This is a genomic window from Hymenobacter antarcticus, from assembly GCF_039539545.1.
Classification (GTDB): Bacteria; Bacteroidota; Bacteroidia; order Cytophagales; family Hymenobacteraceae; genus Hymenobacter; species Hymenobacter antarcticus.
Map to the genome: position 1 here is coordinate 1 of NZ_BAABDI010000004.1, position 13,803 is coordinate 13,803.

Annotated in this window: 13 protein-coding genes; 6 read left to right on the plus strand and 7 right to left on the minus strand. The window is 65.0% G+C overall.

What is annotated here, in order from left to right; genetic code table 11:
• The first annotated feature begins 170 nt into the window (after window positions 1-170).
• Together ABD819_RS04420 and ABD819_RS04425 are read left to right on the plus strand one after the other, a co-directional pair.
• Window positions 171-2,405 carry a TonB-dependent receptor gene (locus tag ABD819_RS04420; protein WP_345121404.1) on the plus strand — a complete coding sequence of 745 codons (2,235 nt, stop codon included), beginning with the start codon at window positions 171-173 and terminating at the stop codon, window positions 2,403-2,405.
• 179 nt (window positions 2,406-2,584) lie between these two features.
• A complete protein-coding gene (locus ABD819_RS04425) occupies window positions 2,585-2,863 on the plus strand; it encodes a hypothetical protein (protein WP_345121406.1) in 279 nt (92 codons plus the stop codon).
• A gap of 215 nt (window positions 2,864-3,078) precedes the next feature.
• On the opposite strand, the gene ABD819_RS04430 is transcribed toward ABD819_RS04425, so the two are convergent.
• Window positions 3,079-3,774: an outer membrane beta-barrel protein gene (locus ABD819_RS04430; RefSeq protein WP_345121408.1), complete on the minus strand. Its 696-nt coding sequence runs from the start codon at window positions 3,772-3,774 to the stop codon at window positions 3,079-3,081.
• Window positions 3,775-4,012: 238 nt separating this feature from the next.
• Here ABD819_RS04430 and ABD819_RS04435 point away from each other — a divergent pair, with 238 nt between their 5' ends.
• The 3 genes from ABD819_RS04435 to ABD819_RS04445 all read left to right on the plus strand — a co-directional run bounded on the left by ABD819_RS04435 (window position 4,013) and on the right by ABD819_RS04445 (window position 6,844).
• Window positions 4,013-4,714 carry a hypothetical protein gene (locus ABD819_RS04435; protein ID WP_345121410.1) on the plus strand — a complete coding sequence of 234 codons (702 nt, stop codon included), beginning with the start codon at window positions 4,013-4,015 and terminating at the stop codon, window positions 4,712-4,714.
• Window positions 4,715-4,783: 69 nt separating this feature from the next.
• Entirely contained in the window at window positions 4,784-5,920 is a 1,137-nt protein-coding gene (locus ABD819_RS04440; protein ID WP_345121412.1) for a sensor histidine kinase, read from the plus strand.
• Window positions 5,921-6,046: 126 nt separating this feature from the next.
• A complete protein-coding gene (locus ABD819_RS04445) occupies window positions 6,047-6,844 on the plus strand; it encodes a LytR/AlgR family response regulator transcription factor (protein WP_345121414.1) in 798 nt (265 codons plus the stop codon).
• A 185-nt stretch (window positions 6,845-7,029) separates the two neighbouring features.
• On the opposite strand, the gene ABD819_RS04450 is transcribed toward ABD819_RS04445, so the two are convergent.
• The 5 genes from ABD819_RS04450 to ABD819_RS04470 form a co-directional block, all read right to left on the minus strand.
• Window positions 7,030-7,614 carry a Uma2 family endonuclease gene (locus ABD819_RS04450; RefSeq protein ID WP_345121416.1) on the minus strand — a complete coding sequence of 195 codons (585 nt, stop codon included), beginning with the start codon at window positions 7,612-7,614 and terminating at the stop codon, window positions 7,030-7,032.
• Between the two features lie 36 nt (window positions 7,615-7,650).
• Window positions 7,651-8,463 carry a LytR/AlgR family response regulator transcription factor gene (locus ABD819_RS04455; RefSeq protein WP_345121418.1) on the minus strand — a complete coding sequence of 271 codons (813 nt, stop codon included), beginning with the start codon at window positions 8,461-8,463 and terminating at the stop codon, window positions 7,651-7,653.
• A gap of 12 nt (window positions 8,464-8,475) precedes the next feature.
• Window positions 8,476-9,495 carry a sensor histidine kinase gene (locus tag ABD819_RS04460; protein WP_345121420.1) on the minus strand — a complete coding sequence of 340 codons (1,020 nt, stop codon included), beginning with the start codon at window positions 9,493-9,495 and terminating at the stop codon, window positions 8,476-8,478.
• 27 nt (window positions 9,496-9,522) lie between these two features.
• Complete coding sequence (locus tag ABD819_RS04465) at window positions 9,523-10,365, minus strand: hypothetical protein (protein WP_345121422.1); 843 nt, start codon at window positions 10,363-10,365, stop codon at window positions 9,523-9,525.
• 161 nt (window positions 10,366-10,526) lie between these two features.
• Window positions 10,527-10,970, minus strand: a complete 444-nt coding sequence (locus ABD819_RS04470; protein WP_345121424.1) for an ABA4-like family protein — start codon at window positions 10,968-10,970, stop codon at window positions 10,527-10,529.
• A gap of 155 nt (window positions 10,971-11,125) precedes the next feature.
• Between ABD819_RS04470 and ABD819_RS04475 the strand changes: the two genes are divergently transcribed.
• Window positions 11,126-11,827, plus strand: coding sequence for a hypothetical protein (locus ABD819_RS04475; RefSeq protein ID WP_345121426.1), 702 nt, complete (start codon window positions 11,126-11,128; stop codon window positions 11,825-11,827).
• Between the two features lie 303 nt (window positions 11,828-12,130).
• On the opposite strand, the gene ABD819_RS04480 is transcribed toward ABD819_RS04475, so the two are convergent.
• Window positions 12,131-13,759 (minus strand): S1C family serine protease, encoded by a 1,629-nt coding sequence (locus tag ABD819_RS04480; protein WP_345121428.1) that lies wholly within the window; start codon window positions 13,757-13,759, stop codon window positions 12,131-12,133.
• Window positions 13,760-13,803 lie beyond the last annotated feature (44 nt).

Consider the following 13,803-nt stretch of genomic DNA (forward strand, 5'->3'; position numbering starts at 1 on the left):
CGCCAAATCACCCGCCCAGCCACGGCCAGCACCGACGCACTGGCCCGACAAGTGATGGCCTTACTGAACTGGCTTATTTCGCAAGTCGCTTGTTATCAAATACCTGGAAAAATGGCAGGGTAGAGTGGGCGCGGCCAACACCTTTGAGCCATCAACTAACCGCTGGCTCCATGAAAACCTCGCTACTCCCGCTGCTCCTGCTGCTGAGCGCCGCCCAAACGGCCCAGGCCCAAATCGCGCCGACCCAGCATTCACCCATTCACTCAGTCACTCAGTCACTCACTGGCCAGGTGCGCGATGCCGCCGGCCGGCCCCTGCCCGGCGTGAACGTATTCCTGAAAACCACCTTCGACGGGGCCAGCACCGACTCGCTGGGCCGGTTCAGCTTCCGCACCGACCGCGCCGCCGGACCGGCCGTGCTGGTGGTCAGCCTCATTGGCTACGTGCCGCAGGAGCTGCCCGTGACGCTGGGTGCGGGACCGATTTCGCTGCCCACCATCAAGCTGAAAGAAAACCGCGCCCAGCTCGGCGACGTGGTGGTGACGGCCGGGGCCTTCGAGGCCAGCGACGAGAAGCGCGCCAGCGTGCTCAAGCCCCTCGACATCGTGACCACGGCCGGGGCGCTCGGCGACATCGCGGGGGCCCTCAACGCCCTGCCCGGCACGACCCGCGTGGGCGAAACCGGCCAGCTGTTCGTGCGCGGCGGGGCGGCTTCCGAAACCAAGCAGTACCTCGACGGCCTGCCCGTGCAGACGCCCTACGCCGGCGCGGTGCCCAACGTGGCGGCCCGGGGGCGGTTTTCGCCGTTTCTGTTCAAAGGCATGGTGTTCAGCACGGGCGGCTACTCGGCCGAATACGGGCAGGCCCTGAGCGCCGTGGTGGCCCTGCACTCGACCGACCTGGCCCCCGAAACCCAGACCAGCATCTCGCTGATGAGCGTGGGCGGCAGCCTCTCGCGCACCCGGCGCTGGGCGCGCACCTCCCTGGCCGTGAGCGCCGACTACACCAACCTGGCGCCCTACTTCAACCTGGTACCCCAGAACCTGGGCTGGGACCGCGCCCCGCTGGCCCTGGGCGGCTCGCTCAAGCTGGCCCATAAAGTAGGAGAGGCCGGCATGCTGAAAGTGTACGGCACCTACAGCCGGCAGCGCCTGGCCCTGCGCCAGCCCGATGCCAACCCCGAGTTTGCCGCCACCGGCCACCCCATCAGCCTGGCCAACGACAACCTTTACCTCCACACCACCTACCGCGCGCCCCTCACCCGCGGCTGGAGCCTGAACACCGGCCTGGCCCTGACCCGGGACGAAAACACGCTGCACCCCGACGTGCAGACCGTGCACGATACCGACCACTCGGCCGTGGCCCGGCTGGTGCTCACCAACGACTCGGCCAGCACCTGGTTCAACCTCAAAATGGGCCTCGACGGCTACGCCCAGCGCTACCGCCAGCAGTACCGGGCCCACGCCGAAGCCAGTACCCAGGCCCTGGGCGTAGACGAGCAGCGCGGGGCCGGCTTCCTCGAAAGCGAGCTGGTGCTGACCAACCGCCTGGCCGGCCGCGCCGGCCTGCGCACCGAATACTCGGCCCTGCTAGGCCGCTGGAACGCCGCCCCCCGCCTGGGCCTGGCCTACAAAACGGGGGCCAACAGCCAGCTCTCGGCCGCCTGGGGCTGGTTTTACCAAACGCCGACTACCGACCTGCTCCGCATCAGCTCCGCCCTGCGCTTTGAGCGGGCCGAGCACTACCTGCTCACCTACCAGCACCAGGTGAAAGACCGCACGCTGCGGGCCGAAATCTACCAGAAGAACTACGCCCGGCTCACCACCTTCAACGCCGCCCAGCCCTTCAACCCCACCACCTACCAGAACGGTGGCGGCGGGTATGCCAGGGGGGTGGACGTGCTGTTCCGGGACCGCACCACCGTCAAAATGGCCGACTACTGGGTGAGCTACGGCTTGCTGGACACCCGCCGGCAGTTCCGCGCCGACCCGGTGGCCGCCATGCCCACCTTTGCCGCCCGGCACAACCTGAGCGTGGTGGGCAAATACTACGTCCAGAAGCTGCACACCCAGTTCGGCTTCACCTACGCCTACGGCAGCGGCCGCCGCTACCACAACCCCAACCTGCCCGGCTACAACCAAAGCACCCTGCCCGCCTACCAGGATTTGAGCGTGAACGCGAGCTACCTCACCCACTGGTTCGGGCAGTTTACCATCGTGTACGTGTCGGCCAGCAACGTGCTGGGCCGCCAGAATATCTTCGGCTACACCTACGCCGGGGCGGCCGATGCCAGCGGGCAGTACCGCGTCGCGGCGGTAGGGCAGCCGGCCCCGCGGATGCTGTTCGTGGGCGTGTTCATTTCGATAAATAAGACGAAAGTGGACTTGGATAAGCGGCCGGACTGAGGACGGCGCACGCCCGCGCAGAGTCCACGCTACGCGACTGCCTTCCTACCTTCGCGCCCATACTTTCCCTTTTCGCTCCCGCCCCGCTCGCTACCTACACGCCCGCCACCGCCCTGCCCGACTTCGCTACCCGCCTCGAAAAGCTGCGCAGCTGGCAGCAGCGCATCGCCTCGGGTTACGTGACCAGCCAGAAGGAAGAAGCCCTCCAGGCCGAGTTTCTGACCCTCATATTCGGGCAGGCGCTGGGCTACGAGTTTGAGCGGCCCGAGCTCCGCCAGCTGCTGCTCGAAAAGAAAACCAGCGTGGACGGCACCAAGCCCGACGGCGCCCTCGGCGAGTTTGCGGCCGACGGCAAGGGGGCCCTCGGTGGCCCCACCCGCGCCGAAGTCTTCACCTTCCCTAGCAGCGCGCCGCCCAGCGGGCCCTCATCGCGGCCACCGCCCGGCGCGGCAACCTGACGCTGAGCACCGCCGCCGTGAGCGGCTCCAGCGCCTTCGTGGCCGCCGTGGACGCCGACCAGATAGCCGCCCAGGTCACGGTGCTCACCGGGGCCCAAACCCAGGTCGCGACCCGCAAGGTGGCCCTGCCCAGCTAGGCCCGCCCAACGGGTTTCCAAAAAAAGCGGCCGTCCCGGTAAAGGGCGGCCGCTTTTTTCATGGCGGGGCGGGAGTGCCTACCGCCGCCCGAACCGGTAGCGCAGGCCCAGGGCGCTGCTGCCCGTGAGGCTCACTGGAGCAGGGCGGGACGCTGGTCCGGTCAGGGCCTTGTTCAGGGTGAAATCGTAGAACAGCTCGAAGCGTGGGCTCAGGCGGAAGCGGGTGCCCAGGCCCGCCGTGAGCAGGAGCACGCTGCGGGAGGAGCGGTTGCTGAAGTTCGTCACGTTGCGGGTGCCGCCGAGGCTGTCGGCCCGGGTGCCGCGCTCGAAGCCGCGGCCGTGTTCCAGGGTGAAGCCGCCCAGCGCGTCGAACTGCACGTGGTGGGCCGCCTTGCGGGTGAGCGTGTAGCGGGCCAGCACCGTGGTCGAGAGCAAGCGGGAAGTGAGGTCGGCCCGGTAGTCGATATAGCCGGTAGGGCCGCTGCCGTACGTGCGGCCCACGAAGGCGTAGTGCATCGTGCTGCCGCTGTAAGCCACGCCCACCTGCACGGCCAGACGCGGGCGCAGCTGGTAGCCGGCCGTGAGCTGCACCGGCAGCCGCACCGAGCTGTTGTAGGCCGTCGACTGGCCGCCCAGCTGCTGATAGGAGCTGCTGTAGGCCCCCAGGCCCACATAGTAGCGGGGCGGGGCCGGTGTTTCGGCGCTGGCTTGGGCGCGGGCGGGGAGGGCGGCGGCGAAGAGCAGGCCGCCAAGGGCGAGGGAAAGGAAACGCATGGCTTGGGAAGGCAAAGGGGGTTGGAACACGGTGAGGAGCACAGCGGGGCCCCAGGCGTTGCATGGCCAAAATTAGCGCCAGCGAAAAGCCCCGCCCGCTGGTCGGTCCCGGCCGACGGTTCATCCGCCTCATTCGTCGCTTCGGGAACAGGAATTTTCGGCCGCCCCGGCCCGCCGCCACCTTTGAATCATCAAAACGCCAACACTCCCAACTCTTAACTCTCAACTCTTAACTCAAATGAAAACCGTCCTCACCCTCGCCCTGGCCGCCGCCTGCTTCAGCGCCGCCGCCCAGTCCAAAACCCCGGCCCCGGCCGCCCCCGTGGCCAGCGCCGCCCCCGCCCCCGATGCCTATACGGCCATGATGGCCGCCACCATCGCCGAGCAAAACGCTGCCCTCACGCCCGCCGACGTGCAGGCCAACCTGGCCCGGCTGGAGCGGGCCGCCGCCGCCGCGCCCACCGCCTGGGAGCCCCGCTACTACCAGGCCCGCGCCTACCTCAAGCTGGGCTTCGCCGGCAAAGACGGGGACCAGCAGGACAAGCTGTTCGACCAGGCCCAGGCCGCCCTGAGTGCCGCCAAAAAGCTGGCCGGCGCCGACCAGGCCGAGCTGCTCATCCTGGAAGCGTACGTGTACCAGGGCCGCATCATGGTGAGCCCGATGACGCGCGGCATGGTGTATACCGGCCGGGTGCAGGAAGCCCTGAACCAGGCCAAAGCCCTGGCCCCCACCAACCCGCGCGTGTATCTGCTGCTGGCCAACGACCTGTACTTTCGCCCGGCCTTCTTCGGCGGTGGGGCCGACAAAGCCAAGCCGCTCTACGAGCAAGCCAAGGCCCTGTTTGCCACCTTCCGGCCCGCCACGGCCCTGAGCCCGAACTGGGGCGAGAAAAACGCCGACGCCATGCTGGCCAAAATCGGAGCCGTCGCCATCAAATAAATCCCACCGCCCGGGTGCCGGGCCTCCCCAGGCGGTGGGGGGCGGTGCCCGGGCTTTTTAGTTACTTTGATGGAAACTCTCGCCATCGTGCCTTTGCCCGTGATTTCTTCCGACGTTTCTCCGGCCCGCCCCGCCCCGGCGGCCCCGTCCGTGGCCGGGGGCTACCTGCCCAGCGGCACGGCGCACAGCTGGTGGAAAACCGTGCGCATCATGCTGGTGCTTTCGCTCGGCATCAGCGTATTGGTCAATCCGCGGGCGCTGGGCAGCTGGTCGGCCTTTGCCATCACCTACGGCTATACCCTGATGTACAGCCTGGGCCTGTGGCTGACCAACGGCTACGTAGTGGAATGGCTGAACCGGCGCTATGCCTGGACGGTGCAGCCCGGGCGGCGGCTGCTGCTCACGTTGAGCGTGTCGCTGGGCGGCTCGGTGCTGGTTATTCTGCTGATGAACGCCGTGATGCTGCTCTTGCGCGGCAAGCCGCTGACGCAGCTCTTTGCCCCGGCCATGTACTGGCCGCTGATGCTGCCGCTGATTATCACGGTCATTATTTCGCTGTTTAACCACAGCCGGGCGTTTTTCTTTCAGTGGCGCGAAGCCGCCGTGCGGGCCGAGCGCCTCGAAAAAGAAACCGCCGTGGCCCGCCTCGACTCGCTGCGCCGGCAGGTGGACCCGCACTTTCTGTTCAACTCTTTGAATGCGCTCACGAGTCTGGTGGAAGAAAACGACCCGGCCCGCGCCGTGCGCTTCATCCGGCAGCTCTCGCAGGTGTACCGCTACGTGCTCGACAGCCAAAGCCACGAGTTGGTGCCGCTGGCCGAGGAAGTGGCCTTCGCTGAAAGCTACTTGTTTCTGCAAAAAACCCGCCTCGGCGATGCGTTGGCCGTGGAAATGGACCTGCCGCCCGCCAGTGTGGCCGGGTACTTCGTGCCGCCGCTGGCCCTGCAATTATTGCTCGAAAATGTCATCAAGCACAACACCGCCTTTCAAACCGACCCGCTGCATCTGCGCGTGAGCCTCGACACCGCCGCCCAAACCCTGACCGTGCGCAACACGCTGCGCCCGCGCCGCCTCGCGCCGGGCGAGGCCTCGGGTATGGGCCTGAAAAACCTGGCCGCGCGCTACGCTTTCCTCACCGATAAGCCCCTGGCGATGGGGGAGGCGGCGGGGGAGTTTGTAGTTTCTTTGCCGCTGCTGGTGTTGTAATGTCATGTCGAGCGCAGCCGAGACATTTCGCGTGCAATAGTAATCAATGCCGTTGCAACGAAGCGAGCGAGATGTCTCGGCTGCGCTCGACATGACGTTCTTGTTTCTTCCCGCTTGCTGAAAAATATGCCCCTCCGCGCCCTCATCGTCGAAGACGAACCCCTCGCCGCCCGCCGGCTCGCCGAACTGCTGGCCCGCCCGCCCGAGCCCTTGGAAATTCTCGGCACGGCCGAATCGGTGGCCCAGGCGGTGCGACTGCTCGAAACCGGGCCTGCGCCCGACGTGCTCTTTCTCGACATTCACCTGGCCGACGGCCTCAGCTTCGAGATATTTGAGCAAACGGCGGTGCGCTGCCCGGTCATCTTCACCACTGCCTACGACCAGTACGCCGTGCAAGCCTTCAAGGTGAACAGCGTTGATTACCTGCTCAAACCCATTGATGAGGAAGAGCTGACCGCCGCTTTGCGCAAGCTGCGCGAACGGCTTCCCGCCCAGCCGGCCGCCACGTCCGCGCCCGCCTTCGACCCCGCCCTGCTGGCTCAACTCATGCAGCAGATGCAGCAAGCCCCGCCGGCCGCCAGCTATAAAACGCAGTTTGTGGTGCGCGTGGGCGAGCACCTGAAAGTGGTGCCCATCGAGCAGATTGCCTACTTCTTCAGCCTCGAAAAAGCCACCTTCCTGCAAACCACTGAGGGCCGCAAGTTCGTGGTCGACTACACGATGGACCAGCTCGAAACCCTGCTCGACCCGCGCCGCTTCTTCCGCCTCAACCGCGCCTACCTGGCCCAGCAAACCGCCATTCACGACATCATCCACTACACCAATTCCCGCCTCCAAACCGTGCTCAAGCCCGTCGCCCCCGATGCCCAGGTGCTGGTGAGCCGCGAGAAGGTGAACGTGTTCAAGAGCTGGCTGGATAGGTGAGGTGGTGAGCGGTGAGTTGGTGAAATAGTGAGCCAATCAGAACGGTCATGCCGAGCGCAGCCGAGGCATCTCGCGTGCTATCACTAACCTAATCGTTGAGCGGTTGGATTACTGCTGCACGCGAGATGCCTCGGCTGCGCTCGGCATGACGTTCGTCTTTACTCAACCAATCCTCCAATCCACCACTATTCCCCCCGCAGCCGCCGCAGTTCCAGCGCGAAGCCGGGCAGCACAGGCCCGGCCACCAGTTCCTGGTCGAAGCCCACGACTGGCCGCACGGGCTGACCGGGCTCGAAAATGTAGACTGATTCAGTGCCGGGCGCGATGAGCCAGCCCAGCTTCGCGCCGGCCTCTAGCCAGTGCTCCATCTTGCGCATGGTGTCGGTGAGGCGGTCGGTGGGCGAGAGCAATTCGACCACGAAATCGGGGCAGATACGGGCGAAGCCGCGTCGGTCCTCGGCGCCAAGGGCGTTCCAGTGCTCCCAGGCAATCCAGCTGGCATCGGGCGAGAGCATGGCCCCGGTTTTCAAGTAAAAGCCGGCCGAGGAATCAAACGTTTTACCTAAATTCTGTTCAATATTCCAGTTTGCCAACTGACGGAATAATTCGCCATTGGCAGAGGCGCTTTCACTGCTGACAGGAGGCATAAAAGAGATTTGATGGTGGGTGTTACGCTCAATGCGTTGGTCGCGGTTGTCCATGCAGAACTGGTAGAATTCCTCGTCGGTGAGGCGTTCGAGCACAGCGCTTTTCAGGGTGATGGCAGTCATGGCAATGGGGATTAGAGCAACAAGATACGCCAAAAGCTACCCTTCCAGCCAGGCTTTCACGGCGCTGGCTTTCTCGCGGCTCACCAGCACTTCTTCGCTGGGCGCGGGGTGCAAATCAACCAGCAGCTTGCCTCCGAAGTGCGGGTGCAGGCGGCGCACGGCCGGCAATTGGGCGATGAGCTGGCGGTTGAGGCGGAAGAACCGCGCCGGGTCGAGCAGGGCTTCGAGCTGCTCCAGGGTGTAGTCGAGCACGAAGCGGCGGCCGTCGGCAGCCACCAGCGTCACGGTTTCGTTGCGGCTCAGAAACCAGGCAATTTCGGCCACCGGCAGGGGCAGCAGCTGTTCCCCCTGCCGCACCAGAAACCGTGTTTTGTAGGGCCGGAGCGTATCGAGCAAACGCTCGATGGAGTTAAGAGTTTGGAGTGAAGAGTTAGGAGTTATGGGTATTCCGTCAACTCTTAACTCTTCACTCCTAACCCTTAACTCATGCAATCCGCCCCACTGGCGCAGCTTGGCCAGGGCGGCCTGCAGCTCGGCCAGCTTCACGGGCTTCAGCAGGTAGGCCACGCTGTTGGCTTGGAAGGCCCGGATGGCATAGGCATCGAACGCGGTGGTGAAAATGACCGGGCTGGGCACCACGGCCTGCTCCCAGATTTCCAGGCTCAGGCCGTCGGCCAATTGGATATCGCTGAGAATAAGGTCGGGGGCGGGGTGGGCGGCCAGCCAGGCCAGGGCGCTGGCCACGGTGTCGAGCACGGCCAGCACCCGGGCCTCGGGTACGGCCTGGGTTAGCAGGCGCTGGAGGCGCTCGGCGGCGGGGTACTCGTCTTCGAGGAGGAGAATGGTCATGGGCGCAAGGAGCTAGAGCAGCGGCAATTTCACCCGAAACTGGCCATCGGCCTGCGTCACTTCCACCGGCTGGGCGGCGTGCAGCAGCTCATAGCGGCGGCGCACGTTGGCCAGGCCGGTGCCGGTGCCGGGGGCCAGGCCGGCGGTGCGGGGCCGCAGCGTGTTCTCAACCACGAGCACATCCGGTTGCCCGGCCGCCACGGTCAGGCGCAGGTGCAGCGGGTGCTGGCGCGAGGCCTCGTTGTGCTTCAGCGCGTTTTCCACCAGCAGCTGCACGCTGAGCGGGGCCACGCGGCGGGCCAGGGCGGCCGGCGCAATACTCATTTCGACCACCAGATTATCCCGAAACCGCACTTTGTGCAGCGCCAGGTACGTCTCAACGAAGGCAATTTCTTCGGCCAGCGGCACGGTGGGCTGGCCCTGGGCCAGCAGCACGTAGCGGTACACATCGGCCAGCTGCTCCACAAACTGCTGGGCGGGCGCGTTGCCCGGCTCGATGAGGGCGGCCAGGGTGTTGAGGTTATTAAACAGAAAATGCGGGTCGAGCTGGCTGTGCAGGGCATCGAGCTGGGCCTGGGTGCTGGCGCGGGCCAGCTGGTCGGCGCGGCGGGCATTGGCCTCCCATTGCTGAAAAAAATACAGCGCTTCGTATAGCGTCTGGACCACGGCCGTGGGCAGTAGGTTGAACCGCATCTGGCGCAGCAAGCTGGCCGGCTCCAACGGAAACCAAGCCGGAAACAGCCAGTGCAGCGGCAGCATGAGCAGCACCGTGGCCCCCGCCACAAACGCCACCGACAGCCCCGCCAGCGCCCACAGCCGCCGCCCGGTTTGCTCCACGCGGGGCAGGCGGCGCAGCAGCCACGCCCACAGCGCCCGGCTGCCCACCCACAGCGCCGCCGTGAAATAGAGCGAAACCCCCCAGCTCACCACAAACCGGGCCGCCGCATCGGCCCCCGCATACGGCCCGTTGAGCAGCGCGATGAGCAGGGCCAGCACGGGGATGCCCCACAGACGGAACCGACGGTCATTCATGCTGCAAAGATGCCAAGCGCCACGGGGCTAGCGGGCCCACAGCGGCCGGCCCGCCATGGCCAGCGCAAACAGCCCGCCCACGGCCCCGGCGTACAGCGCCGTTCCGGCCCACGCCAGCAGGGCGGCCCGGCGCGGCACCCAGCGGCTGAGGGCCCAGCCCAGCAGCGGGAGGGCTTGCAGGGCGTGCATGCCCAGGAAGTGGGCGGCGCGCAGGTCGCCGGCGCGGGTGCTCCAGCCCAGGCCGGGCAGGCCGGGGCCGCCGTCGGGCGCACCCACGGTGTGCTGCTTGAGGCCAATCATCATGCCGCCCATCACCGACCCTACCACGAAAACCAGCAGCCCCAGGCGCACGCCCCACACGTAGCCGGCCGGCCCGTGCGGCCGGTGCCGCCACACGAGGTACAGCGCCCAGATGGTCATGGCCGTGTTCAGCATGATGAAAATGCCCATCGCCGCGAAGAGCAGACCATCAAGCAGCGAAGCATCGTTGTAGTGCGAGGTAGTGCCCCGCGCCGCCTGCAAAAAAATAATGGCCTGCTCCACCCCCATGCTCCCGGCCACGCCCAGGCTGAGGCGGCGCACGCTGCGCTGGGCCACGGCGGGCAGGTCGGCCAGCAGCCAGCCCAGCGTCCAGGCAAAGGCGATGATAGACAGCGAAAACTTTAGTGGCTTGAGCCACACCAGCAGGCCCGTGACGTGGCGCTGGTCGAGGGGCAGCAGCAGCAGGGCCAGCGTGGCCAGGCCCACGTTCAGCCAGCCCGTCCAGAACAGGGCCGGGTTGGCGCGGTGCAGCACGCGCAGCCACTCGCGCACCGGCGATGGCGGGGGAGTAGCCGCGAAATCAGACGAGGAAAATAGAGCGGTTTTCATAAGTCGAACGGCTTACAGTGGTTTCCAGGTCTATGTGCCTTTTTGAAAGAAGTTAAAAGTTGAGAGTTAAAAGTTAAAATACAAGTTGCCTGAATTTTAACTTTTAACTCTCAACTTTTAACTCGGTACATAAAATGGGAAAATGCTTAAAAATTGAAGATTCAAAGGGTGGCCGGCACCGGCCGCACATAGCGCCGCCGCACGCCCGAGTACAGCAGCAAGCCCAGCGGCCCGAGCATAAACGTGGCCACCAAACACGGTATCAGCGCCCAGTGCGGCACGCCGCGCCGCTGGGCATCGCGGGTTTCCCAGGCCCCGACGCACATATCGAAGCACAGGTAATGCACCCAGCCCGCCAGCAGCGCCCACGGCTGCCGGAACAGCGCCGCCACCTGCGCCAGCGACCCAAACCCGCCGCCCGGGGCCGGGTGGGCCACGGTTTGGTAGCCGATAAGCCCGGCGTAGCTCGCGGCCAGCAGCAGGGGCAGCGCCCCGCTCAGCACCACGGCGCGGGTGCCGCGCCAGCGCGGGGCCAGTATCAGCAGGGCCCAGCCGGCCAGGGCTACGGGGTTGGCAATGGCGAAGAGCAGGTCGGGCGTGAGCATGATGGGTTGGTATTGGAAGTGCGTCAAAACTAGCGGCAACCGCCGGGCCGCGCCAGCCGTTAGCGGGTGAGGCGGCAAAACATTGGGGCCAGGCAGCAGTTGGGGCCGGGTGAAGTGCGGGACGACTGCCGGCCTTCGCCCCTAGTACTTTGGTGATGGAGTGGTTCGCGCGCGTTTTTTTGCTGAGTCTGGCCCTGCTGCCGCTGGGCGCGCGGGCCCAGTCAGTGCCAGCCCCGCGGGCCGATACCGTGCTGCGCCGCCCCGCCATCCTGCGCCTGCCCCACAACCGCTTCGTGGCGCAGTACGACTCCCGCTACTCCATCATCAACCGCCACTTCACCACCATCAACGGCCTGAAGTTGGGCATCGAATTCAAGAGCCGCTTCCGGACCGGGGCGGCCATCTATTTCCTGAGTACCGGCGTGCCCACCCGCCGCGCCGCGCCCGAGAATGCCGCCGAGGGCGCTGAAGCCGAGCTGCGCTTCCGCTACCTGGCCGCCTACGCCGGCTACGCGCTACTCGAAACCAAGCGCTGGGAAATCAGCGCCAACCTGCAGCTGGGCATGGGCTCGGCCTACGTCATCTACGAAAACTTCGACGGCGACCTCGACAAAACGCCCCGCGACTTTCTGGGCGTGGTGGAGCCCGCCATGGCCGCGCAGCTGCGGGTATTTCGCTGGGCCGGCGTGGGCACGGGCGTGGGCTGGCGGCAGCCGGTATTCGTGCCCGCCGCCATCCAGAAGGAGCTGAACGGCCCCGTGTTCTACCTCCGCGCCAACGTGTTTCTGGGCGAGCTGATAAAGGTGATGAAAGACAAGGAGCCGCTGTTCACGCAAGCCAACATGCGGCGCGACTAAGCAGCTGCACGCGCCAGCAGGCCGTGTACCCCGAATTTCCAATTCGGCCGGCGCGCCAGTAGCAAAACAGTCGTGCGGTCAGCCCCGCACGCACCGAATTGGAAATTCGGGGTACACGGCCAACGCCTTCCCAACGCGAAACGGCCGGCTGTTCCCTGGGAACAACCGGCCGTTTCGCGTTGGGAAGGCACCGCCTCAACTACAGCAATTTTCAGGTTGGTGTAAGAGGTTAAAAGTTGAGAGTTAAAAGTTAAAATGCAGACAGCATGATTTTTAACTCCTTGCAAAGACTATAAAACGGCTCTAGTCGATAAACTTGAGCTGCAGCGCCTCGGTCACCTGCTCGGCCGGAATGGCGAAGCCGATGCCCTCGATGCCGCGGCCCACCAGCTTGGCGTTCACAATGCCCAGCAGCTGGCCCGAGCGGGCCACCAGGGCCCCGCCGCTGTTGCCGCCGTTGATGCTCACGTCGGTTTGCAGCAGCGAGTGGCCCTCGATTTTGCGCCGCCCGCTGATGATGCCCTTCGAGATGGTCTGGCCCAACTCCTTGTCGGCCGGCGTGCCGATGGCGTACACATCCGACCCAATTTCGGCCCCGCTCACGCTGGGCAGCAGGAAGGCGGTGAGGCCATCGGCATCAATTTTAATGAGTGCCAGGTCCATTTCGGCATTCACCCGCACCACGCGGCCCTTGGCCGTGAGGCCATCGGCCATCAGCACCTTCACTTCCGGTTCTTCGCCCACCACATGGGCGTTGGTCACGATGTAGCCGTCGTTCGAGATGATGCAGCCGCTGCCGTGCCCGTCCGTCGTTTCCACGATAACCACGCTCTTGGCGGCCAGGCTCACGCCGTTGTCGCTCACTACTTTGCTCAGGGCTGCGCGATGCACGGCAATAGCTTCCAGCTTATCGCTGGCCGCCGCGGCCGCGGCACCGGTCGGCTTGGCCAGCGCGGCAGCCACTTCCTTGCTGGAAAGGAAAGCGTACAGCGAGTTCTCAAACGCGTCTTCGAAGGCCGCGCTGCCGCCTTTCTCAAACTTCACGCTCGCGCCCGCGTCCTTGTGCTCAAAAACCGTTTGCCGGTTTTGGTTTTGCAGCTTCCACGTCACTTCCACGGCGCAGCGCGTTTCGTAGTGGGCCCGGAATTCATACTGGTCCGACGCGTAGATGTCGTATTTCACGTCGCGCATCTCGCCCTGAATGGTGTAGCGCGAGTTGCTGCCTGTCGAAAACACGCTTTTGCCTTCCGTCGTCGGTACGGTGTAGCCCAGGTCTTTCAGTGAGGCGTTGACGTTGGATTTGAGGTGGTCGGCATCCACGTCGAGCGACTTGCCGAAGTAGAGAATATCCGAGTTTTCTTTGCCGACGATGAAGTTGCCCATCTTGTCGCCGCCCTTCAGGCGCACGTTCACGGCACCGCACTGAATGGTCTGGCTGCTGGCCACGGCCTTGGGTAGGGCCGGCATCACGGGCTTGATTTCGCTTTTGTTGAGCTTTTTGCCCGCGCCCGAAATCACGTCAACAAAATAGCCGCCCAGGCCCACCGCCCAACCGTAAATCAGCGGGTTGAACTCGCTATTGCCATCCTGGTCCGTGCTGATGCTCTTGGCCATGCCCAGCACCGGTATCCAGTTCAGGTAGGTCAGGCCGTTGGTCTTATCGGGATACAGCACTTCCGAGTGTTCCTTGAAGCCGTCGTGCTTCACTTTAATTTCGGCGTTTTTCTTGCGCCGCACCCGCACTTTCACGTCGCTGCTGCCCGCAACGGGTTTGGTTTTAACTTCCTTGTCGTTCACGTATATCGTGCTGCCGGCCGGGGGAGCCACCACGCGCACCGTCTGGAAAGGTGTAGCAATGATGGTAGCGCAGCTTTGCAGCAGCAGGGAGCCAAGGAGAATGCCACTTAAAACAGGCGTAAAGGGTTTTTTCATCAAGCAGAGGTAGGCGTAAAAAAGATGAATAATACGAGGAAGCA